Annotated in this window: 23 protein-coding genes; 14 read left to right on the top strand and 9 right to left on the bottom strand. The window is 44.0% G+C overall.

The annotated features are described in order from the left end of the window. The first annotated feature begins 34 nt into the window (after positions 1-34). Both mtaB and KIH41_RS15685 read left to right on the top strand, forming a co-directional pair. Positions 35-1,354 carry a tRNA (N(6)-L-threonylcarbamoyladenosine(37)-C(2))-methylthiotransferase MtaB gene (gene mtaB / locus KIH41_RS15680; protein ID WP_214162978.1) on the top strand — a complete coding sequence of 440 codons (1,320 nt, stop codon included), beginning with the start codon at positions 35-37 and terminating at the stop codon, positions 1,352-1,354. Positions 1,355-1,429: 75 nt separating this feature from the next. After that, the gene (locus KIH41_RS15685; protein WP_214162979.1) at positions 1,430-1,783 is read left to right on the top strand and encodes a DUF805 domain-containing protein; all 354 of its coding nucleotides are present in this window, start codon (positions 1,430-1,432) and stop codon (positions 1,781-1,783) included. Here KIH41_RS15685 and KIH41_RS15690 read toward each other — a convergent pair whose 3' ends face one another. The 4 genes from KIH41_RS15690 to lpxK form a co-directional block, all read right to left on the bottom strand. Next, on the bottom strand, positions 1,784-3,028 hold the full coding sequence (locus tag KIH41_RS15690) for an ABC transporter permease (RefSeq protein WP_213945573.1): 1,245 nt from the start codon (positions 3,026-3,028) through the stop codon (positions 1,784-1,786). Between the two features lie 93 nt (positions 3,029-3,121). Further along, positions 3,122-3,733, bottom strand: a complete 612-nt coding sequence (gene miaE, locus KIH41_RS15695) for a tRNA-(ms[2]io[6]A)-hydroxylase (protein ID WP_214162980.1) — start codon at positions 3,731-3,733, stop codon at positions 3,122-3,124. Positions 3,734-3,738: 5 nt separating this feature from the next. After that, positions 3,739-5,724 carry a putative porin gene (locus tag KIH41_RS15700; protein ID WP_317194966.1) on the bottom strand — a complete coding sequence of 662 codons (1,986 nt, stop codon included), beginning with the start codon at positions 5,722-5,724 and terminating at the stop codon, positions 3,739-3,741. Further along, positions 5,696-6,763: a tetraacyldisaccharide 4'-kinase gene (gene lpxK / locus KIH41_RS15705; protein ID WP_214162981.1), complete on the bottom strand. Its 1,068-nt coding sequence runs from the start codon at positions 6,761-6,763 to the stop codon at positions 5,696-5,698. The genes KIH41_RS15700 and lpxK overlap by 29 nt, the downstream gene beginning before the upstream one ends. Before the next feature lie 57 nt (positions 6,764-6,820). On the opposite strand from lpxK, the gene KIH41_RS15710 reads away from it, so the two are divergent. From KIH41_RS15710 to KIH41_RS15720, 3 genes are all read left to right on the top strand, one after another. Then, the gene (locus KIH41_RS15710) at positions 6,821-7,921 is read left to right on the top strand and encodes a Nif3-like dinuclear metal center hexameric protein (RefSeq protein WP_214162982.1); all 1,101 of its coding nucleotides are present in this window, start codon (positions 6,821-6,823) and stop codon (positions 7,919-7,921) included. A gap of 3 nt (positions 7,922-7,924) precedes the next feature. Next, the gene (locus KIH41_RS15715) at positions 7,925-8,689 is read left to right on the top strand and encodes a zinc ribbon domain-containing protein (protein WP_213945577.1); all 765 of its coding nucleotides are present in this window, start codon (positions 7,925-7,927) and stop codon (positions 8,687-8,689) included. A 99-nt stretch (positions 8,690-8,788) separates the two neighbouring features. After that, the gene (locus KIH41_RS15720; RefSeq protein WP_213945578.1) at positions 8,789-9,214 is read left to right on the top strand and encodes a hypothetical protein; all 426 of its coding nucleotides are present in this window, start codon (positions 8,789-8,791) and stop codon (positions 9,212-9,214) included. 24 nt (positions 9,215-9,238) lie between these two features. Here KIH41_RS15720 and KIH41_RS15725 read toward each other — a convergent pair whose 3' ends face one another. Then, positions 9,239-9,853, bottom strand: coding sequence for a histidine phosphatase family protein (locus KIH41_RS15725; RefSeq protein ID WP_213945579.1), 615 nt, complete (start codon positions 9,851-9,853; stop codon positions 9,239-9,241). Between the two features lie 56 nt (positions 9,854-9,909). Between KIH41_RS15725 and KIH41_RS15730 the strand changes: the two genes are divergently transcribed. From KIH41_RS15730 to rluF, 4 genes are read left to right on the top strand one after another with little or no spacing between them, the layout of a single operon-like run. Next, complete coding sequence (locus tag KIH41_RS15730) at positions 9,910-10,332, top strand: hotdog fold thioesterase (RefSeq protein ID WP_213945580.1); 423 nt, start codon at positions 9,910-9,912, stop codon at positions 10,330-10,332. 1 nt (position 10,333) lies between these two features. Then, positions 10,334-11,539: a chorismate-binding protein gene (locus KIH41_RS15735; RefSeq protein ID WP_214162983.1), complete on the top strand. Its 1,206-nt coding sequence runs from the start codon at positions 10,334-10,336 to the stop codon at positions 11,537-11,539. Between the two features lie 2 nt (positions 11,540-11,541). Further along, complete coding sequence (gene menD / locus KIH41_RS15740) at positions 11,542-13,227, top strand: 2-succinyl-5-enolpyruvyl-6-hydroxy-3-cyclohexene-1-carboxylic-acid synthase (RefSeq protein ID WP_214162984.1); 1,686 nt, start codon at positions 11,542-11,544, stop codon at positions 13,225-13,227. Between the two features lie 2 nt (positions 13,228-13,229). After that, positions 13,230-13,994, top strand: a complete 765-nt coding sequence (rluF, locus tag KIH41_RS15745; RefSeq protein ID WP_213945583.1) for a 23S rRNA pseudouridine(2604) synthase RluF — start codon at positions 13,230-13,232, stop codon at positions 13,992-13,994. Positions 13,995-14,171: 177 nt separating this feature from the next. On the opposite strand, the gene KIH41_RS15750 is transcribed toward rluF, so the two are convergent. Beyond that, the gene (locus KIH41_RS15750; protein WP_213945584.1) at positions 14,172-14,789 is read right to left on the bottom strand and encodes a 2OG-Fe(II) oxygenase; all 618 of its coding nucleotides are present in this window, start codon (positions 14,787-14,789) and stop codon (positions 14,172-14,174) included. Positions 14,790-14,847: 58 nt separating this feature from the next. On the opposite strand from KIH41_RS15750, the gene KIH41_RS15755 reads away from it, so the two are divergent. Continuing rightward, the gene (locus KIH41_RS15755; protein ID WP_214162985.1) at positions 14,848-15,618 is read left to right on the top strand and encodes a hypothetical protein; all 771 of its coding nucleotides are present in this window, start codon (positions 14,848-14,850) and stop codon (positions 15,616-15,618) included. An 8-nt stretch (positions 15,619-15,626) separates the two neighbouring features. Beyond that, complete coding sequence (locus KIH41_RS15760; RefSeq protein WP_213945586.1) at positions 15,627-16,301, top strand: OmpA family protein; 675 nt, start codon at positions 15,627-15,629, stop codon at positions 16,299-16,301. Positions 16,302-16,572: 271 nt separating this feature from the next. Here the strand turns inward: KIH41_RS15760 and KIH41_RS15765 are convergent, their stop codons facing one another. From KIH41_RS15765 to KIH41_RS15775, 3 genes are all read right to left on the bottom strand, one after another. Next, entirely contained in the window at positions 16,573-17,340 is a 768-nt protein-coding gene (locus tag KIH41_RS15765; protein WP_213945587.1) for an XRE family transcriptional regulator, read from the bottom strand. 29 nt (positions 17,341-17,369) lie between these two features. After that, positions 17,370-17,639 carry a hypothetical protein gene (locus KIH41_RS15770; protein WP_213945588.1) on the bottom strand — a complete coding sequence of 90 codons (270 nt, stop codon included), beginning with the start codon at positions 17,637-17,639 and terminating at the stop codon, positions 17,370-17,372. 339 nt (positions 17,640-17,978) lie between these two features. Further along, positions 17,979-18,812, bottom strand: coding sequence for a 1,4-dihydroxy-2-naphthoyl-CoA synthase (locus KIH41_RS15775; protein ID WP_213945589.1), 834 nt, complete (start codon positions 18,810-18,812; stop codon positions 17,979-17,981). A 169-nt stretch (positions 18,813-18,981) separates the two neighbouring features. Here KIH41_RS15775 and KIH41_RS15780 point away from each other — a divergent pair, with 169 nt between their 5' ends. The 3 genes from KIH41_RS15780 to KIH41_RS15790 all read left to right on the top strand — a co-directional run bounded on the left by KIH41_RS15780 (position 18,982) and on the right by KIH41_RS15790 (position 21,481). After that, positions 18,982-19,236, top strand: a complete 255-nt coding sequence (locus KIH41_RS15780) for a DUF6364 family protein (RefSeq protein WP_213945590.1) — start codon at positions 18,982-18,984, stop codon at positions 19,234-19,236. Then, positions 19,233-19,649: a PIN domain-containing protein gene (locus tag KIH41_RS15785; RefSeq protein WP_214162986.1), complete on the top strand. Its 417-nt coding sequence runs from the start codon at positions 19,233-19,235 to the stop codon at positions 19,647-19,649. Before KIH41_RS15780 ends, KIH41_RS15785 begins: the two co-directional genes overlap by 4 nt. Before the next feature lie 413 nt (positions 19,650-20,062). Then, entirely contained in the window at positions 20,063-21,481 is a 1,419-nt protein-coding gene (locus KIH41_RS15790; RefSeq protein WP_214162987.1) for a sensor histidine kinase, read from the top strand. The last annotated feature ends 3 nt before the right edge of the window (positions 21,482-21,484 follow it).

A 21,484-nucleotide genomic window follows, 5' to 3' on the forward strand; every position in this document is an offset into this window, starting at 1 on the left:
CTTTGCGGATTAATTAAGCATCAAGGATTTAGGTTTGAAGAAGGTAGCATTTTATACGTTAGGCTGTAAACTCAATTACTCAGAAACCTCTACAATAAGTAGAATGTTTGAAAATAAGGGGTATCAGAAGGTCGAATTTGACCAAACTCCCGACATTTTCATCATCAACACCTGTTCGGTAACCGAGAATGCTGACAAAAAATGTAAAAAGATCGTCAAGGAGGCCAAAAAGATTTCCCCTAATTCTTATGTGACTATTATAGGCTGTTATGCCCAGCTTAAACCTCAGGAAATCGCCACCATCAAAGGGGTGGATGCCGTATTAGGGGCGGCCGAAAAATTTAGACTTATTGAATTGCTTGACGGCTTTGCCAAAGAGCAAGAAGCCAAAGTGCTGGCCTCCGAGATCCAGGAAGCCACTGTTTTTAACAACGCTTTCAGCATCAATGACCGCACCAGGACCTTTTTAAAAGTTCAGGATGGCTGTAATTACGGCTGTGCTTTCTGCACTATTCCTCTTGCCCGGGGTAAAAGCAGAAGTGACAGTATCGCCAACATTTTAGATTCTGCCAGGGAAATTGCCGCTTCCGATGTGAAGGAGGTGGTACTGACTGGCGTCAACATCGGCGACTTTGGAATCCAGGATGGCAAGAGAAAAGAGCGCTTTGCAGACCTGGTAACTGCATTGGATGAAATTGAAGGAATCAACCGCTTCCGTATCTCATCCATTGAGCCTAACCTTTTGACTAACGAAACGATAGAATTTGTTAGCAGATCAAAGCGTTTTGTTCCTCATTTCCATATCCCACTTCAATCTGGAAGCAATACTATGCTAAGGGCTATGGGCCGTCGCTACCTGCGTGAGCTTTATGAGGACCGTGTATCCAAGATTAAGACCCTCATGCCCCACTGCTGCATTGGCGTGGATGTGATTGTTGGATTTCCCGGAGAAACTGAAGAGCTGTTCTTGGAGACCTATAATTTCCTTAATGAACTCCCTATCTCCTACTTACACGTATTCACCTATTCTGAACGTGCCAATACACGGGCGACTGAGATGGGCGGGGTGGTACCTATGAAGGTTCGAAATGAAAGGTCCAAAATGTTACGGATTCTTTCTGAGAAAAAAAGAAGGCAATTTTACCAAGAAAATCTGGGCAAAACTTATACGGTTTTGTTTGAAGAGGATGTGGAAGAGGGTAAAATGCATGGTTTCACGGAAAACTACATCAGGGTTTCCGCTAAGTATGACCCCATGCTGATCAATGAGACAAAGTTGGTGCAACTGGTCGAGATCAATGAAAAGGGCTCGGTGGATATCGAAGAGCCTGAAATCGTATACGAAAAACACTAAGAATTTTATAGGCCAAAGTCTAAACATCCTGCCTACAGCAAACGTTTAACTACTGATTATCAACGGTTTTCAGGTATGAAAAATGTACTGGAACCTACGGGCAGGATTACCAGAAGAAAGTTTCTGGTCCTCTTTGTGGTTTTTTATTTCATCAACCTTTTATGCCTGCTGAAGATGTACGAATCTTTGGAAATTCAGGCCTGGGTCAGCTTTGTCATATTTGGAATCATCCTGGTCACCACCATTGTGTTTCTCATGGTAGCTGCCATCAGAAGGTTACACGACATTGAGTTGGACTGGAAATACTCACTCTATCTACTAATACCTCCCCCTATCAACTTCATAGGATTTATCTACCTGACTTTTAAAGAGGGGACTGTAGGGCCAAACAAATACGGCCCGGATCCTAGAAACACGGACGTGGTCTGATTATTCGTAGCGGAGGGACTCTATTGGGTCGAGTTTGCTGGCTTTGTATGCCGGAAAGAAACCACTTAGCAAGCCTACCAAGATACAGATACCGAAGGCCACAAAGATCCACAGCCAAGGCACCAGAAACCCGCCTGGCCCAACCAAGTTGGCCACCACGTTTCCGATTCCAATCCCAAACAGCACTCCAAGCAGACCGCCCAGAAGGCAGATTACTATCGCCTCGATCAAAAACTGTTGCCTGATTCTAAGAGGGGTCGCCCCTAAAGCTTTTCTCACGCCAATTTCCCGGGTTCTTTCGGTCACCGATACCATCATGATATTCATTAGACCTATTGCTGCACCCAGCAAGGTGATGAAGCCAATTCCAAAACCGCCAATGCGCAAAAAGCCGGCTACCTCCTCTAGGCTTTCTCCCAATGTCTGGCTCTTGACGATCTCAAAGCTATCTTCATCCCCAATCCTATCTTGGCGGATTTTCCGCATCACACCGGTGGCATGGCCCATTTCGTAGTCCATTTTTCCTGGGTCAGATAAAGAAGCCGTAATGGCATATCGGAACGTCCCATTTCGATCGAGTCTTCTGGCATTTTCCAAAGGAATCACCACAGCCCTATCAGGGCCGGATCCGGCAGTGGCACTCCCCTGCTCCTCAGTCACCCCGATGATGGTATACCTGCTACCATAAAAAGTAATATGCTGATTAATCGGGTCCTCCCCTTTCTCGAAAAGGGCAGATACGATTTCCTTGCCCACTACACATACATTGTTCCCAAATTGTATCTCGGAATTACTAAAGTTTCTCCCTTGTTCAATCTTAATACCCTTGATGAAAAAATAATTTTCATCCCCGCCAATCATTCTGCTATTTGGATTGGTTTTTTTGGAACCCCGCTTGATCTCCGTGGCTCCGGAAAAATTGGAAAACACGGTTACCACACCTCTTTGGGAGTATTCGTCCCTAAATGCGGTGGCCTCTCTGTAAGAAATCGGCGGATAGGTTTTTTGAGCCACACCATCCGTGGTCACTCTTGCACCATTCGAAAACCTTGATTTCACATCAAAGTTGTTGGCACCGAACCCGGCAAAGCTCTCCTCAATCTGGGCTTTCATTCCATCTATGGCGGTAAGCATGCCCACCAGGGAGGTAATTCCAATGGCAATAATCAACCCAGTAAGGATTGTTCGGAGTAAATTGGACTGAACGGAGCGTAACGCTTCCTTTATGTTTTCAAGAAGATTCATTCTGTAATAAAAATACCGGATGTAAGTATAACTAAAAAACTCCAGAGTACATAGAACCTGTCTTTACTCTTTTTCAACGGTCAAAAAACCTTATCAATGCACTCTATCATCCCGCATTTCCAATTCCGAGATAATTTTGGCTTCTTGGGCTAGCCATTCTTTCCATCGGGCTTCCACTTTTGCCTCATCCTGGTAATGCCTCGCCAATTCCAAAAAATTCACATAATGCCCGGCTTCAGACACCATCAATTCATAATAGAATTTCTTGAGTTCTTCATCCTGGAGGTTTTTCCAAAGGAGTTTAAACCTCTCACAGCTCCTGGCTTCTATCAGGGCATTCATCAGTAGCTGCTCTGTGAGTTGCTGCATGCGATTGCCACCTTTTTTGACAAACTGAGCCAATCTGACTACATATTTATCCTTTCTTGGCCAGCCAAATGGAATATTTCTTTTTCGGAGCTGGTCCATCACCCTTTCAAAGTGGGCCCATTCCTCGGCTACCACAGGAGTGAGCGTATCCACCAAAAGCTCCAGATCCGGGTATTTCAAGATAAGGCTGATGCACGAACTGGCCGCTTTTTGCTCACAATATGCGTGATCAACCAAAATATCACCCAAATTCATACTTGCAATGTCCACCCATCGCGGATCGGTGGGCAGCTGCAAGTTCAACATCTTATTCTTTGTACTTTCTTCCCAACTCATTTTTATCAATCAAAGAAGGACCAATTGATCCCCAAATCCAGCATTCCTTTCAGTCCCGTATACCCTGGTGTCACAAAATAGCCAGGCTGTTCCAAAAGGTTATCATTCAAATGATTGTATCGGATGGATATCCTGGTCCTGTTGATTCGGAAATTGAAGAAAAAGTCAACCACGGGATACCCCTGCACCAAGAAATTGTCCTGCAGGTAAAACTGCTGGGTGGAAGGCATCCAGGCTGGCGCGAAATATTCACTTCTATATCTACCTTCAATTCCTATTTGCACGAAAATGTTCTCATCAAACCAAGGGCTGTCATAGAAAATCCTGGAGTTGACAAACCATTCCGGGATACGGAAATTGTCGGCTCCATCTCCAGTAATGGTGGTGTTATAGATTTCACTCTGGAAAGCGAATTTACCCAAAAAGAGATTGGCCGTCACCCCTGGGATCACCATGAAGGCATCGGCGGCGGTTTGTTCCGGCACCACCTCTTGGTTATAATAAATATAATTGCTCACTCTATTCAAAGTAAGTGATGGCCTAATCGAAATCGGTCCAAAATCGGCCTTCAACTGTCCGGTGATCTGATCCACCCCTGTGTTGGAAAGATCGTCGTTGGTCCATTGAAAATGGTTGCCACGGTATAACAGGTGCATCAAAGTAGGACGGTAAAGGGCCTTGGTATAGGTCAAATCCAGATAAGGCGACCTAAAAAGCCCCTTGATTCTAAAGGCATCCGGAATGAAATACTCCCCTTCCCCTTCAAAATACCACCTTTCGCTTATCTGACCGCGGAGAGCGCCACCGATGTAAAATTCATTGAAGCTGTTGTTGCTTTCAAAGTAGGGGCTTGCCATCCGGCCGGTCCGGAATTTCATGAATGCATTATAATAGATCGGCCCAATATCCCCTTTGAAACCAAATTCATTTCGCCATTCCGAAAAATGGCTTAGATTTCGGGTACTATCAGTACGGTCACCATCTTCACCAACATGAAACCTGTTGGTATTAAACTGGTCGAAAAACAAGTGATCTGATCCGGCCATGTCGGACACAAATGACACCTCTTGCTTTTTCTTGTCAAAGACATGGTAAATCTGCCAGCCTTTCACTACTTCATACTGGTGGTAAAGGTGGTAATCCTGCCTCAGATCATTGGCTTGGGAATTACGGAGCCACATTTTGGAATCCTCATAGGTAAAATAAAGCGAGGTGCTGTCCACTTCAGGTGGAATGATCCCCCCCTGCTCATTGACCGTATGCTTCATTCTCGAGAAGTTGGCTAGAAGTATGTATTTCTCGTTTTCTGAACGGTAGCTGGTGTGGATAGAATAGCTGTTCTGCACAGCCATGTTATCATCCCTACGGCTGGGGTTCAGTACTTTTCTGGCTCTGATAGTATTAAAATTAAACCCAACATTCCATCTGGGATTGATGTTTCGGGCAAATGCCACATCCAGCATATTGCGATTTCCCCCACCAAAAAAGGCCCCCAAATTAGTATAAGGCGACTTGGTATCGAAATACGTCATACTATCGGGAGAATTGTAATATAAATCGTAGGCATGAAAACCTGAAGTCCTTCCGATCTGGCCGGGGATTTCATAGAAAATCGGCATTGCACCACTCCCTATATTACCCAAATCCTGATGCCTATACCAGTGCCTGGCCACGGGCTCATAATTATGGAAACCGGTCAAAGCCGTGTCTATCTCAGTAAGCTCAAACCTATTGTGCCGGATATGTTTTTCTTTGAAATACAGGGTGGTGCGTGGCCCATACACCTGCTTGGTGGAGTCATCTAGGATACCTCTTCGGGGTCCCGCCTCCTCTTGGTCTTCGTCTGGATCCTGCGCCTGTCGCTGCTGGGGGCGCTGCTGACCCTGAGGGGGAGGCATAGTGACCTGGGCGCTTGCCTGAAGACAAAAGCCTAAAATGCCCAAAAAAAGGATGAGAAAATGTTTAAACCTCACGCTTATAATCTTTTTCAATTATGCTTTTTTGGATCATGTCCATCAGCAGCTTTTCATCTTTGTGGTCAAAATCCACCTTGACCGGAATTGCAAAAATCGGAATTTCCTCCAATAAATGGGCAAATTTCCTGTCTTTTAGTTTGACCATATCCTTTTCGGTGGTCAAAATCACCGCTTCATTTCCTCCAAACTCCTGAAAAGCCTTCCTGATTTTGCCGGCATCCTCCTCGGTATATTTATGGTGATCCGCAAATTCCAACGTGTATTTCAGGTTATATTGCCCTTCCAGCCTTTCTTTGAGCACTTTGTTATCAGCAATTCCGGTAAGGAGAATGACATCTTTGGTCAGCTTTCTTCCTGTCGGGAAAATTTCGTAAGGGTCACCGTATTTTAATCCAGCAAAAAAAACAGGGGTATCAGTCACCGCATATTTGGCTATTTTGCTTCGGTATTCCTGCTTGGTTTTCTCCGAAAGTTCGTTCGGGCATTTGGTCACCACCACAGCCTGGGCTCTGGAAGCTCCTTTTCTATGCTCCCTTAATGTTCCCAATGGGACCACCTTGTCATCGAAAAATGGTTTTTGAAAAGTAGTCAGCAGAATACTGAAATCACCTTTTACATACCTGTGCTGAAAAGCATCGTCGAGGAGGATCAAATCTGTGCCGGGGAACTCCATAATGATCTGGGGGATGGCCATCACCCGTTGTTCGCCCACGGCTACATGCACTTTTTCCCCAAACTTGGTGAAAATCTGAAAAGGCTCGTCCCCTATTTTTTCTGCCGTGGCATCTTGATCGGCTATGATCACCCCGGTGGTTTTCCTGCCATAACCGCGGCTCAGGGTGGCGATTTCATAATGACCGGAAAGCCTTTCGATAATAAATTCCACCATGGGGGTTTTGCCTGTACCTCCTAAGGCGAGGTTACCCACCACCACGGTCGGGATTTCAAACACTACACTTCTTTTGCTCCCTATATCAAAAAGCTTGTTTCTCAACCTGGTCATTCCATCATAAAGCAGGGCAAATGGATACAAGACGGGGTCAAATGGGCGCATTGGGGAAAATTTTGTTAATTTTGATTACCGAACATTCAATTAAGCAAAGACAAATATATGGTTTATTCTATAAGAGATATAACATCCTACCTGGAAACCTTGGCTCCCCCAGCCTATCAGGAAAGCTACGACAATGCCCAACTTCTCACAGGCGATCCGGAAGCTAAAGTAACAGGGGTGCTCTGTACACTCGATGCTACAGAAGCCGTGGTGGATGAAGCTATTGAACTCAACTGCAATCTGATTGTTGCCCATCATCCCATTATTTTCAAGGGATTAAAAAGTCTCACCGGGAAAAACTATATCGAACGTACGATTATAAAGGCCATCAAAAAGGACATCGCCATTTACGCAATCCACACCAACTTGGACAATGTCTCCACTGGGGTGAACAAGAAAATCTGCGATATGATAGGCTTGGAAAACACCAAAATATTAAGCCCCAAGAAACAGATGTTGCAAAAGCTGGTTGTCTTCGCTCCATTGGCATCAAGGGAAGAAGTGAGCCAGGCGCTATTCCAGGCCGGAGCGGGTCAAATAGGCAATTATAAAGACTGCAGCTTTTTCCTTCAAGGCACAGGCACCTTCACCCCCAATGAAAAAGCGAACCCAACCATAGGAAGCCAAGGAAAGGCGGAGGAAGTGGAAGAAGCAAGAATTGAGGTGATTTTTCCCCAGTACCTATCGGGAAAGATTTTAAACGCCATGAAGAAAGCTCATCCCTACGAAGAGGTGGCCTACTACCTTCAATCGCTGGAAAACACAGATCAGGAAATCGGTTCGGGCATGATTGGCGAACTTCCAGAAGATATGGATGAGCAAAGCTTTTTTGCCCAACTTAAAAAGAAAATGAATCTAAACGTGGTGAAAAGGACTGCGTTGAGGGGCAAACCTGTGAGAAAAGTGGCGGTTTGCGGGGGAGCAGGCATCTTCCTTTTGCCAGCTGCCATCCGATCCGGAGCTGATGTATTTGTCACATCCGATGTAAAATATCATGAATTCTTTGACGCGGACGGTCAAATCATTTTAGCAGACATAGGCCATTACGAAAGCGAAATTTATACAAAAGATTTATTAAAAGAGAAATTGTCACAAAATTTTAGTAATATTGCACTCTATTTGACAAAAGTAGTTTCGAATCCCATAACTTATATATAGTACATGGAAAGTACAGTTGCACAGAAACTTGAAGCCATACACAACCTTCAGAAAATTGATTCCCGCCTAGATGCTATTTTTAAAATCAGAGGAGCTCTTCCAGAAGAAGTTCAAGACTTAGAAGATGAGATCATAGGTTATGAAACCCGCCTTGAGAAGTTCCAGACTGACATTACGGCCTTGGAAGATGAAATTAAGAGGCATAAAGAAGCTATCAAGGACTCAGAAAAGCTGATCAAAAAATACCAGGAACAGCAAATGAACGTCAGAAACAACAGAGAGTATGACGCCATCACTAAGGAACTGGAACTTCAAGATCTGGAAATTCAGGTAAGCAGAAAGAAAATCGGTGAAGCAGAAGCCAGAATCGAGTCCAAAAAGCAGGATGTAGATGCCCTACAAGAAACTTTGAAAGACCGTAAGAAGGATCTTGATACCAAGAAAGACGAGTTGAAGTCAATTGTTTCGGAAAGCGAATCTGAAGAGAACAAACTTAGAAGCGAAAAACAAGACGCCGGCAAGAAAATCGAGGACAGACTATTAAAGTCTTACGAGAAAATCCGCAACAATGCCAAAAACGGCCTAGCCGTAGTAATGGTTAAAAGAGGAGCTTGCGGAGGTTGTTTCAACATCGTGCCACCACAAAGACAAGCTGATATCCGAGAGAAAAAGAAGCTTATTGTATGTGAGCACTGCGGTAGAATCCTCGCAGGTGTAGAGGATGAAATCGAAGATGAGACTACGCCAAAGAAAAAAAGAAAAGCATAAAATGAAGCCCGAAGCAATTCGGGCTTTTTTTTTGCATATTTTTTGTAGAATTGAACAATACATTAGAGTAAAAACGTTTATTTTTATATATTCGATATTATGAGAACACTACTGACTGCCATATTAACGCTTACCATATTTTCTTCTGTTTTTGCAAAAAACCCAGAAGATAGAACATTCCTTATCATTTTTGATAAAGAGGAGTTAAAAGAGCTTAAGACTAGTCCAGAGTACATTGAACTTACTTTTAACCAGATGTTTACTACCAAAACATATTCTGGCAACAGCGAGTCGGTACTATTAATGACTATCCCAAACTGTAACATGGATCCATGTCAAGTGGGCGAATTGTTGGTTAGGGTAAACAGAAATACCACACTATCGCTTCAGGAGGTAGCCTTTAGAATCGTAGACCTCAATGAGAGCAAGTCTGCCTATCAAGCCCTGCTTGCCCAATTGGACAATAAAAAAGACAACGGAAAGAAAAAGAAAGAGAAAGGGATTCTCTCCCTAGTCGCAAATTAAAAAAAGCTCCAAATGGAGCTTTTTTTATTCTAAATAGGAAGTGTCATTATACCTATCCAGCCTAAACTGCAGATTACCCATCAGGGTAAGTTCATAGCAACAGAGATTTTGATGTTCAAATAAATCCATGTATTGTAAGGGATAATGTAGCATCACACTCAGCAGCATCCGCATCGCTCTGCCGTGCATGCACAGCAGTACTGTTTCCTCCCCATCCTGCAGGATTTTCTTCAACCCTTTTTTGAGGCGCCGCTTCACCATATTGGGAGATTCGCCCCCAGCAATGGCATAATCAAGATCCCCAGACGCCCATTTTTCAAGCATGTGCAGATAATACTGGTTTTCGTCGTGAGTCATAGGAACCCCTTCATATTTACCCCAGCTGATTTCATTCATTTCCGGAAGGCTTTCACTCGGGATACCCAATTCCAAAAACCCGGCTATGGACTGTCTGGTCCTTTGTAGAGCCGTGTAATACACCTTATCGAAGGCTATATGCTTATGTGCCTCAAAAAATGCCTTGGCCTGCTCCTGGCCGTAACTGTTGATAGGTGCATCAATTCCCGAGCCTTGCACTATGCCCTTCAAATTGTAATCTGTCTGTCCATGACGGACTATGTATATTTTTTTCGTGGCCAAAAGTTCTTTATTTTTGCTTTCAATTTTCAAAGAAAAGGCTTTTTATCCAACATTTCATGATCTTTCCCCAAAACCTGCAACTCGAAACCCTAAACCAAATGAGCCAAAATACCATGGTGGAATACCTGGGGATAGTGTTTACAGAAATCGGAGAAAATCACCTTGCAGCTACTATGCCCGTAGACCATAGAACCAAACAACCTATGGGACTGTTGCATGGAGGAGCAAATGTGGTGCTTGCCGAAACCATCGGTAGTGTGGCCGGAAACTTTGTTTTAGACAGGGAAATACAACATTGTGTGGGGCTGGACATCAATGCCAACCACCTCAAAGCTGTCAAAAGCGGCTTGGTGAAAGGAATCGCTACCCCTATTAAACTCGGAAGCAAAATCCAGGTTTGGGAAATCAAGATTTATAACCAGAAAAATGAAATGACCTGTATCTGCCGGTTGACTTTGGCGGTACTGGATAAGGGATAATATGGAGACAACTTCGAGTATTAAAGCAATCACTCACGAGTCCTATTTGGACTTGATGCTGCAATATGCCTTTCAAGAAGGTTTTAATTTTGCTGTTTGGAGAAAGCCTAAATCCAATCAGGTAGAAATCATCATAGATTCCGAGCCTGTTCTGCGCCAAGGAATGCCCCAGTTGGAAGAACTGCCCGCTGGATTTATAGCCCATAATTTTGAGGATGGCACCTCCCCCTCCTATTTTTTCTTGGAAGCAAAGGAATATTATAGCCTTGATTTGGGTACTCCGGTGGAATTGGAAGAAAACCATCCCTTTGTCGAAAACACGACGCTTTCTAAAACAGAACTCCAAAAATTAGTTCGAGAGGGCATCAAGAAAGCCTCCAAGGGACTTCAGGTTCAGGAGACTAGTAAGGAAGACTTTATCGATCAAGTCCAAAAAGGAATTGACCAGATTAATGGCGGGAAACTGATTAAAGTAGTGCCAGCCAAAATTAAAAAGCAGGAATTGAATGAAAATTTAGATTTGAGCCAGACTTTCCTAAAGCTTTGCGAATCATACCCCAATGCTTTCATAAACTTTGTTCATAGCCCGGCATTCGGCACCTGGATGGGTGCAAGTCCCGAAGTCTTGATCAAAACCGAAGGCAATACCTTTTCTACCATGTCACTGGCTGGCACCCAAAAAGCAATCGGTGACAATCCTCTCAAAACTGCCGCCTGGACCCAAAAGGAAATCGAGGAACAAGCATTGGTGAGTAGGTATATAGTAAACTCATTTAAAAAAATCAGGCTCAGGGAGTATGAGGAAAAAGGGCCAAAAACTGTATTGGCGGGCAATCTTCTGCACTTACGCTCGGATTTTATTGTGGACATGGAGGCTACCAATTTCCCCCAGCTAGGTTCCACCATGCTGGAACTGCTGCACCCTACCTCGGCTGTTTGCGGCATGCCAAGGCAAGCTGCCCTAGACTTTATTTCCGCGAATGAGAGGTTTGAGCGCACCCTTTTTGCGGGCTATTTTGGCCCGGTAAATGTGCAGGATGCCACTTCTGTTTTTGTCAATCTCAGAACAGCGCAACTAATGGGCGATCATGCCTACCTCTATGCGGGTGCGGGCATCACGGAGGACTCCATTGCTGAAAAGGAATGGGAAGAAACCGAAATGAAGTGCGATATTATTGGACGATTTTTCACTAAAGAAAATAAATAGATTTGGTAATCCAGCCCATCAATGATCTAGTAGCCATTGCGGCTAAAAAAGGCATAAAAGAGGCCATACTCTCACCTGGAAGCCGATGCGCTCCGCTTACTTTGGCCTTTGCCAGGCATCCCGATATCCATTGCCGGACTATTTCCGACGAAAGGTCGGCTGCTTTTGTGGCCATGGGTATGGCCCAGCAGCTGGAAAAACCCGTGGTACTGGTCTGCACCAGCGGATCTGCCGCATTAAATTACGGCCCGGCTGTAGCTGAGGCGTATTATCAGCAAATTCCTTTGCTAATCATCACCGCTGATCGCCCAAAGGAGTGGATTGACCAATGGGATGGGCAGACCATCAGGCAGGAAGAAATCTATGGCAAACACGTGAAGGGGAGTTTTAACTTCCCCGATGAATTTTCAAATGAGGATAAGGTTTGGCATGCCCACCGGATCACAAATGAAGCCATAAACTTGGCAAATAGCTACCCAGCAGGCCCTGTACATATCAACATCCCTCTGAGAGAACCTTTCTACCCGAAAAGAGAGGAAATGCTGGACTTTAAAAAAGACTTACCCTGTTTTGAAACGGTAAAGGGGAACAGCACTCTCTCGGCTGATGATGAACTGAAGTTGGGCGAAAGCCTGAAGAAATTCAAAAAAATAATGGTTGTTCCCGGGCAGCAAAAGCCAAATAGAGCTATCAGGGAATTGCTTGGCAAGTTACAGGAAGACGGGAAGGCTGCGGTGGTGACAGATGCCATTTCCAATTTATCCAGCTCAAATAGTATTACTTTTCACGACACCTTTATACCCCATATCAAGGAGGATAAGGATTTTGAACCTGATCTTATTATCAGTTTTGGAAAATCCATTATCTCCAAAGGCTTAAAGCTATTCCTGCGGGCGAGTGGGGCAACACACTGGCACATCTCCCCTGCCGGAGCCTATAGCCCCGATACTTATCAAGGCTTGAGTAAGTTGATCCAAGTATCACCAAAGTCTTTTTTTGGGTTCTTTTCAAAAGTTGAACCTGGGCATAGCCAGGCATTCGTCCAGAAGTGGAAGAGGGAGGACGAAAAAATTGGAAAAAGATTTATGGAGGTTTTATCGAGCGCAAGGTTTGGTGAATATCAAGCCGTGCACCTGATTGGGGAAAAAATCCCTTCTGAATCCAGGCTTCACCTTTCCAACAGCATGGCTGTCAGATATTTCAATTTCCTGGGACTAAAAAATCTTCCCTTCGAGATTGTCTGCAACAGGGGTACCAGTGGGATCGATGGCTCCAACAGCACCGCTGTGGGCTGCACATTCACGACCAAAGATGCTGTGACGCTCATAACGGGTGACATGGCCTTTTTCTACGACCGCAATGCCTTCTGGCACAATTACAACATGCCTAATCTTCGGATAATTGTTCTCAACAATCACGCTGGGGGAATATTCAGGTTGATCGATGGACCAGCAGCCCAGCCGGAATTGGAGGAGTTCTTTGAAACTAAGCAGGCTTTAAGCGCAGAACACTTAGCAAAAGAGTTTGGGTTTGCTTATCAATCTGCCAGCCATAGTTATGAACTGAGGGCTGCTTTGGATAGTTTTTACAATAAATCGATGGAGCCAAAATTACTGGAGGTTTTCTCGGACAGCAAAACCAATGCGGAAATACTACAATCCGTGAAGGCACAATTGAAAGGAGCTTAGAAATGGAAGAGCAAAGAAGTTCTATTAACCTCAACAAATACATCAGTGACACGGGGATCTGCTCCCGACGTGAGGCTGAAAAATTCATTGTGGCCGGCAGGGTCAAAATCAACGGTGAGGTGGCCGCATTGGGCAACCGGGTATTTGAAGGGGATGAAGTCCTTTTGGACAACAAGCCCATTAAGGCCAAGGAACAGCCCATTTACTTGGCTTTCAATAAGCCAGTGGGCATTACCTGTACAACCGAAAGGCATATCAAAGGAAACATCATCGACTTTATCAAGCACCCGAAGCGGATATTCCCAATAGGCAGGTTGGATAAGCCTTCCAAGGGCTTAATTTTTCTAACCAATGATGGGAATATAGTCAACAAAATTCTTAGGGCGGGCAACAATCACGAAAAGGAATACACTGTGGGGGTGAACAAGCCCATAACTCAAAGCTTTATTGATAAAATGTCTAACGGGGTACCAATTCTGGATACGGTCACCAAAAAATGCAAGGTAGAAAAGATTTCGAACTTTGTATTTAAAATCACACTTACCCAGGGGCTGAACAGGCAAATCCGTCGGATGTGCGAATACCTGGGGTACGAAGTCACCAGCCTTCAGCGAGACAGGATCATGAACATCACCCTTGAGGGCATCCCTGAGGGAAAGTGGCGCTACCTCCAACCCAACGAAATCCAAACCATCCTCCAAGCTGTCGCTCAAAGTAGCAAAACCGAGGAAGCATCACGAATACCGAGACCGAGGAGAAAAAGGTAAATGATGTATTATGTACTAGGTACTAGGTACTAAGTACTATGTTGATGCAAAAAATTCTCGCCACTTTGTGAACAATTGTTACTGCGAACAGGCCTTGGTACCACTTTACATTTTTGTGCCCTTCGTGGCCATTTTCTCCGCGAAGAAGCTTTTGTTGCAATTGCCTCCGCAAAGCAGTTACGAATATTCAATATCCCTTAGCCAACCCGTAATACTTATCCTTTGCTTGTTGGTAGGCAATACCTCATGGGGGATTTCGGCGCTGAGGAAAACCACAAGCTTTCCGCCGCTAGGCATAATATCCAGTATTTTTTCCTCTCCGTCCTCCTGTGGCAGGTACATCCGCAGCTTGCCTTCATCCTCTTCGGTCCAGGAGTCATTCAAGTAAATGATGACGGTAACCACCCTGTACTTAACCTGCTGAAATTGATCCAGGTGGCGCAAATAGAACGAGCCAGGGGGGTACATGGCAAAATGAGCTTCAAAAGAGCGCAAACCCAAAAAGCACCGCTGATTAAGCGCAACTCGTATTTCCTCCACCAAGTTCCAATATTGATTTTGCAGGGGAGTGAGAACCAGGTGGTCCATCCAAAGCACTTTGTCGCTCCGGATTTCAGGTCTGATGGTAAAGGCATCCCCTTTTCCCACTCCCGCATGGCGAAACTGGCCATGTTCAAGCAGGTCCTGCTGTTCGGCGAGTAACTCCTTGCGGAAGTCTTCTGAAATGAAATTTTCAACAACAGCATATCCATTCTCATAGACATCCTGCACGATTTTTTCTATATGGTCTTGCATATGCGATCTAACGTGCAAATAAACAGATTAATTTAATAGAAATATATAATTTTGTAACATGCATTTAAAGAAAGAAGATATCACCAGACTGGAGATTGAATTTGACTCCGGTTCAGTGCCGCCGCCTTTTAGCCATACTTTTAAAATCAGAGTAGGTTTTGAAAAAGGCTTCGTCAATACACAACTTGAAATCACCTATACCCATCGCGAGGGGCTCACCGAGGAAGAGATCCTTGACGAGGGCTTCACGATGAACGATGACTTTCAATACAAGGGAGAGCTGCCAAAAGTTTGGGAAGAGCCCCTAAAAGAGCTTTACGCCAGCACCCGCTGGTCCAATAAAAAGTACTTGGGAGACGAAGGCGGGATAAAAATCTTAGCCAAAGACCTTCATGGAAAAATAGCCCGCGGCATACCAGCAAACAATGAGGATTGGCAGCATATGGCCCAAGATTTCATTCAGGCTGTATATGAAATCAGTAATAGGGAATTGCCACTGAATCTTCAATATTATGTAAACACCAAAGAGGAAGGTGAGCTGTTTTATGACCTGAAAATGAAGTTTGCCACCCGCAAGGTTGACCTGGAAATCAACGGACAAAAGAAAGAAGCAGACTTTGAGGCTACCAAACATATGCTTGGTTTTGTGTATTTGCCTGATTACGATTATGAACTGGCAAAAGAGGCCAAACCGACCAAACGAGGCCACTATATCAATTTAGGGGATGGCTTCTGGCATGAATTTGGCAAAGGCATATTTAACCTAGATGATTCTTTTGATGCGGTTTCCAAAATCAAAAGCGGATTTAGAAAGCTGAACCAACCCTAAAAAATTATATGCGTAGTTTAAAATCATTATGTGCCATAGCCCTGGGGGCTGTTTTTTTATTCAGCTGTGCCAACTGGAGCAGCACCGGTAAAGGTGCCGCAGCCGGTGCCGGTGCCGGAGGTGTTCTGGGTGGCGTGATAGGCAGCAAAAAAGGTAGCACAGCCGGAGGCGCCGTGATCGGAGCCGCAGTGGGCGGTGCAGCCGGTGCAGCAATTGGCCGCTACATGGACCGTCAGGCCAAGCAATTGGAAGAGGAAGTCAAGAATGCAGAAGTTGAAAGAGTGGGTGAAGGAATTAAAGTGACTTTTGAATCGGGTATTTTGTTTGGTTTTGATTCCTACAGCCTCACTCCTGCCGCACAGGAAAATGTTCAGGAGCTTGCCAGGATCCTAAATGAGTACCCTGATACCTATATCCAAGTAGAAGGCCATACGGACAACCGTGGTTCGGCAACTTATAACCAGGGTCTTTCCGAAAGAAGGGCCAGTTCTGTAGCCAACTATTTGAAGATGCAAGGCGTGGCCAGCGACAGGATTACCACCACAGGCCATGGTTTTGACAAGCCTGTAGCGGATAATGAGACCGACGAAGGCAGAGCGAAAAACAGAAGGGTTGAAGTGGCCATCTGGGCTAACGAAGACCTAAAACAAAAAGCCGAAGAAGGCGAATTGGAACAAAATTAACCAACTCTTCATATACCAATCTAAAAGGCTGTCCATTGGGCAGCCTTTTGCTTTATACTGGTAGCGGATCGGGAGGATCAGAAAACACAGAGGGAGGGTTGAAAAAAAATTAACCGCAATGGACGCTGAGGTTCGCAAAGAAAAAAATCGACACAAGAAAATAAACCCCAGAAACTGTTCCGAGGATATCACGGATCGGGAGGATCTGAGGGCACAGATACTTTAATTGGTACTTTAATTGGGCTTTCTGAGGGAAGACCAAGGGAGGAACTTACCGTTGGCGGATTATTTCTGATTTGAGGTCCGAAATCATCTCTGAAAGATCTTCAAGTGTGACTTTTTCCTTCTTGTCTTTGGGGTGGGGAAATTCCGTGCTGATAAAAGCTTTGGCTTCCCATATCTCCAACACATCCTCTGGTGCTATCTCGTAGGGCTTATATTGTTCATTATCAGACACCAGCAACAACGTCCCTTTTTCCTCCAAATAGTTAAAAAGTCTTTTGTATACAATCCCCTCAGTTCCGGTAACCAGGACATAGGTTTTACCGCTTTTAACATTCTGGAAATCGTCAATAAAAGAACCTATTATCACGGTGCCGGGCAGTATAGGCAGCATGCTGTCCCCACTGATTTCAAAACCTCTATAGGATGCATTTCGGGGAAGATTTGGCAAATTGAATTGGGGCAATTGCTCCATATATTCCGGATCGGAATAGCCGTTGAGATAGCCGGCAGAAGCTTTTTGGCTAATCATGGGGATAGTCTCCTCCTCCTTTTTATCCAATGTGACCGTAAGGATCCTTGTTTCGGCAGACTGAAAAGTCCTTTTCCCCTGAGTTTCCAAATCCCTTTCAATCAAATCATCAAGACTTACATTGAATATTGAGGCTACTTTCTGCAAAGAAGGAAGTTTAGGTTCAGAGCGGCCGTCCTCATACGCTGAGATCATGGTCCTTTTAACTCCCAGTCTCTCGGAAAGCTCTTCCTGAGTCATGGCGCTGGATTTTCTCAAAAACCTAATATTCTTTCCAAGATTCATATAGTCAGGGTATTTAAATGCCAGTCAATTTAAGCACTATAAAGATAAAAATTATGGTCATCTTGGTAATTGCGGCTGAAAGAAAAACGCTGTAGGTCATAGGAAGCTTTTCTCTTTTCAGCAATCCTGTTTTTGATCTCTTCTATCACCTCTCCTACCGATCTGGATCCGGTCACCAAAAGGTAACCATATTGTGGATGTTTTTCATCCTCGATGAAAAATTTCACCTGATGATTTCCCGAAGCCAACTTCTTGCTTGTGATTCTGATTTTCGACTGTTGTTCTGTGTGCGTCTCCATAGTGGTTGTTGTTTTAACTGACACTAAGTTACGAATGTTTATAAAAACAACAAGTCAACGTTCATAAAATAAACGTTTATGTGACATTAAATGACATAAAATTAACCGAAGAGACGAAAAGCTCGCAGAGATAAGAAATAGATTATTCATCGAAAAAGGAGGAGTCCGTTCCCGAACCCCTCCTTTTTTTAAATGTACTCTTATTTATTACCTCTATTGGCCAATTTAATTAAAGTAGCTCCACATTCGTGCGACTTCATTTTACTTTATGCCACTTTGGGATTTCTTTATGATCTTTGTGCTACTTCTTTTTTCCTTGTGCCACTTTGTGACCCTTTTCTAAAGCGACAACCAAGGAAACTGCTTGAAATCCGGCTTTCTCTTTTCCAGGAATGCCTTTCTGCCTTCTTCTGCTTCCTCGGTCATGTAAGCCAATCGGGTGGCCTCTCCACTGAAGACCTGCTGACCTACCATTCCATCATCTACCAAGTTGAAGGCAAATTTGATCATTCTGATGGCTGTAGGGCTTTTACCCAAGATTTCCTGAGCCCATTCGTAGGCGGTTTCCTCAAGTTTGTCATGCTCGACCACTGCATTTACCATACCCATTTCAAAAGCCTCCTGGGCTGAATAATTTCTACCCAAGAAGAATATCTCTCTAGCGCGCTTCTGCCCTATTTGTCTGGCCAAAAGAGCCGAACCATAGCCCCCATCAAAAGAAGCCACATCCGCATCCGTCTGCTTGAAGATTGCGTGCTCCTTACTGGCCAGTGTCATATCACAGACCACGTGAAGACTGTGACCTCCACCGACAGCCCAGCCTGGTACTACACAGATCACCACCTTGCTCATAAAGCGGATAATACGCTGAATATCCAAAACGTTGAGTCGCTGAACACCGTCCTCACCTTGGTAACCTTTGGCACCTCGAACACGCTGGTCGCCGCCTGAACAGAAAGCATACTTGCCGTCCTTGGCCGGTCCCTCGCCGGAAAGCAGGATGACTCCAATGGTATTGTCTTCCCGGGCATCGATCAGCGCCTCTTCAAGTTCGAACAAAGTCTTTGGTCGGAAGGCATTGCGTACTTCCGGTCTGTTGAATGCAATTCGAGCCACCCCGTCGCATTTTTTATAGGTAATGTCTTCGTATTCCTTTACGGTTTTCCAGTTCATAAGTCGAAATAATTAATGAAGCTGCAAGATAATGTGTTTGGGGGAAAAGGAGGCTTTTTCCTCTCGCAGATTTCGCACCCGGCAACCCCAAAGCCACGTAATTATATTGGAAAATTTACACGTATTTCTTTTTTTATTTCGTATATTAAACCTGTTAAATTAAGGACTTATGAACACCAAATTAACCCTAACGCTTGACAAAGATGTAATTGAAAAGGCAAAAAGGTATGCCTCAAATAAGGGAAGAAGTTTATCTGACCTCATCGAAAATTACCTGAAAGTTTTGACGGAAGAAAAAACTGAGAAAATCACGGAATTAACGCCTTTGGTAAAATCCCTCAAAGGCTCATTTAAAGCACCTGAAAGTTTTGATTACAAAAAAGAGCTTGCTAGAGGCCTAAAGAAGAAATATCTTAAGGAATGAAAAATGTATTAATCGATACAGACATTATCCTTGATTTTTTCTTTGACAGGAAACCCTTTTCAGATGATGCCGCAAAAATTTTAGCGCTCTGTGAAGCAGGGGAAATTACCGGATATATTACTCCTGTTATCATCAGAAATATTTATTATTTGCTGAGGCAAACTGCTAAGCATGAGACGGTCATTGATAAACTTAAGGATCTGATGTCTTTTATAGAGGTTCTGATTATCAATAAGGAGGTGGTACAACAATCGCTGAGATCCAGTTTCAGGGATTTTGAAGATGCTTTGCAAAATTATTCAGCAGAATCGGCCGGGAAACTAAATGTAATTATTACACGAAATGTAAAAGATTTCAAACACAGCAAAATCGGAGTTATGACTCCTGAAGGTTACCTGAAAATGATTGATTAATTGGCTGACTAAATTAAATATTGTTTTAGGCTCCTTCCCTGAATTCCCCTCCCCTGGAAATTTAAATTCTCCACCTCTTCCAGAACTTTAGCCCTTGGTGTGCTAAACCTTCATTTTTTTATTCCTCAAAAGGCGAATAATTCCATCCCAAAATTCAAGCCTTCCGTCACATTTTTTTGCATGCCTCTTTACTGTTTGATATTCTTGTCCTATCAAATTCAAAATATAATGAAGCCCAGCGCATATAAAAGAAAAATCTTCCTGCTCCTGATTATAGGACTGTTTTACAACTTTTACCTCCACCAAAAAGTGGTATCAGTATCTGCAGTTCAGGGACCCAGGGAATTATATTGGCATATTAAATTTATAAATGAATGGCAATTCTTTAAAAATATTACTCTAAAATTACTCTCGTGAAACAAAAACCTTTTTCCTTCAGACAGATTGAGTGGTGGTTTATTACTATCATCTTTCTGGCAATTGTTCTAAGTAATATCCTCTCCGTCAACATCGATTATCTTACTCGGGGCAATGACCTTAGGATGAACCGTTATATCGCCAATATTTTCCTTCCGCTGATATTGTATGGGGCGTTTTATTTTGTTCATATGAAAATCATTCCCCAATATCTACTGGACCGGAAAAAATCAAAGTTGATCATTTATTCCCTTTTGGTGTTTTTTGTATCCTTAGCTTTGAGCATGCCTTTTTACTTTGGAGCCAACTATGGGGACCATCCTTTCATGCCTTTTTATTTTTCAGCAGTGGCTATTTACCTTTCCTATTTGCTGTTGGTTTATATCTTTAAAAGGCTCATTCTGGATCATTCTCCCAAGGATTATTCTTTTTACAATATTATCCGGCTCATTACCCTATATTTATTCACTATGCTCTTCCTGTTGAAGATGCAGAAGTATTATTGGGATCTTTTGCTGGTGGTTTATATGATCGTTCTTCCTGCGATCCTGGCCGTTTCTATATACAACTTCCTCCTTGTCTACCAATATGAAAAGTCAGGAAGAAATGGTGAGGCACGGGCCTATTACTGGCTACTACCTGCCTTGGTGGCCATAATTTTTATTGTCATAGGCATTGGAGGCAGGTCCTTGGAACCATTGATTGCAGGCGCAATCTGCATCCTATTGATGATGTTGGTGGTACTGCCCCTGTCCAATCTCCTTTTCAGGAAATATGATGATTTTCTGGGCCAGATCAGCACCCTTTCTCTGCAGGTGGACCAGGGGGCAGCCAATCTTGATTTTCTCCGCTCCCAGATCAACCCCCACTTTCTCTTCAATGCCCTTAACACACTTTACGGAACAGCACTTCAGGAAACCGCAGAACGGACCGGCGAAGGCATACAGAAACTCGGGGACATGATGAGGTTCATGCTGCACGAAAACCACCAGGACACCATTCCCGTGGAGCGGGAAAGGGAATACCTGGTCAACTACGTCGATCTGCAATTGCTCCGGCATAAAGACCAGGAAAACATCGACATCACCTTTTTACCCGGAGAGACTCCTTGTTCGGGAATGATTGCGCCAATGTTGCTGGTGCCATTTGTGGAGAATGCTTTCAAACACGGCATCAGCTTCCGAAAAAAGTCCTGGATAAAGATCAGTCTCCGCTGCCTAGAGGGATCCGTTCACCTGGACGTCAACAACAGCATTCACCGAAAGGATGCCGATGACCCGGAATACAAGGCTTCGGGCATCGGACTGGAAAATGTCCGGCAAAGGCTTAAACTTCTTTACGGTGACCGGCACGAGCTGGTGGTCAGGGAAAATGAAATGGAATTTTTTGTACATTTAAGCATCAAGTTAAAATGATAA

The sequence above is a fragment of the Litoribacter ruber genome, assembly GCF_018500185.1.
Classification (GTDB): Bacteria; Bacteroidota; Bacteroidia; order Cytophagales; family Cyclobacteriaceae; genus Litoribacter; species Litoribacter ruber.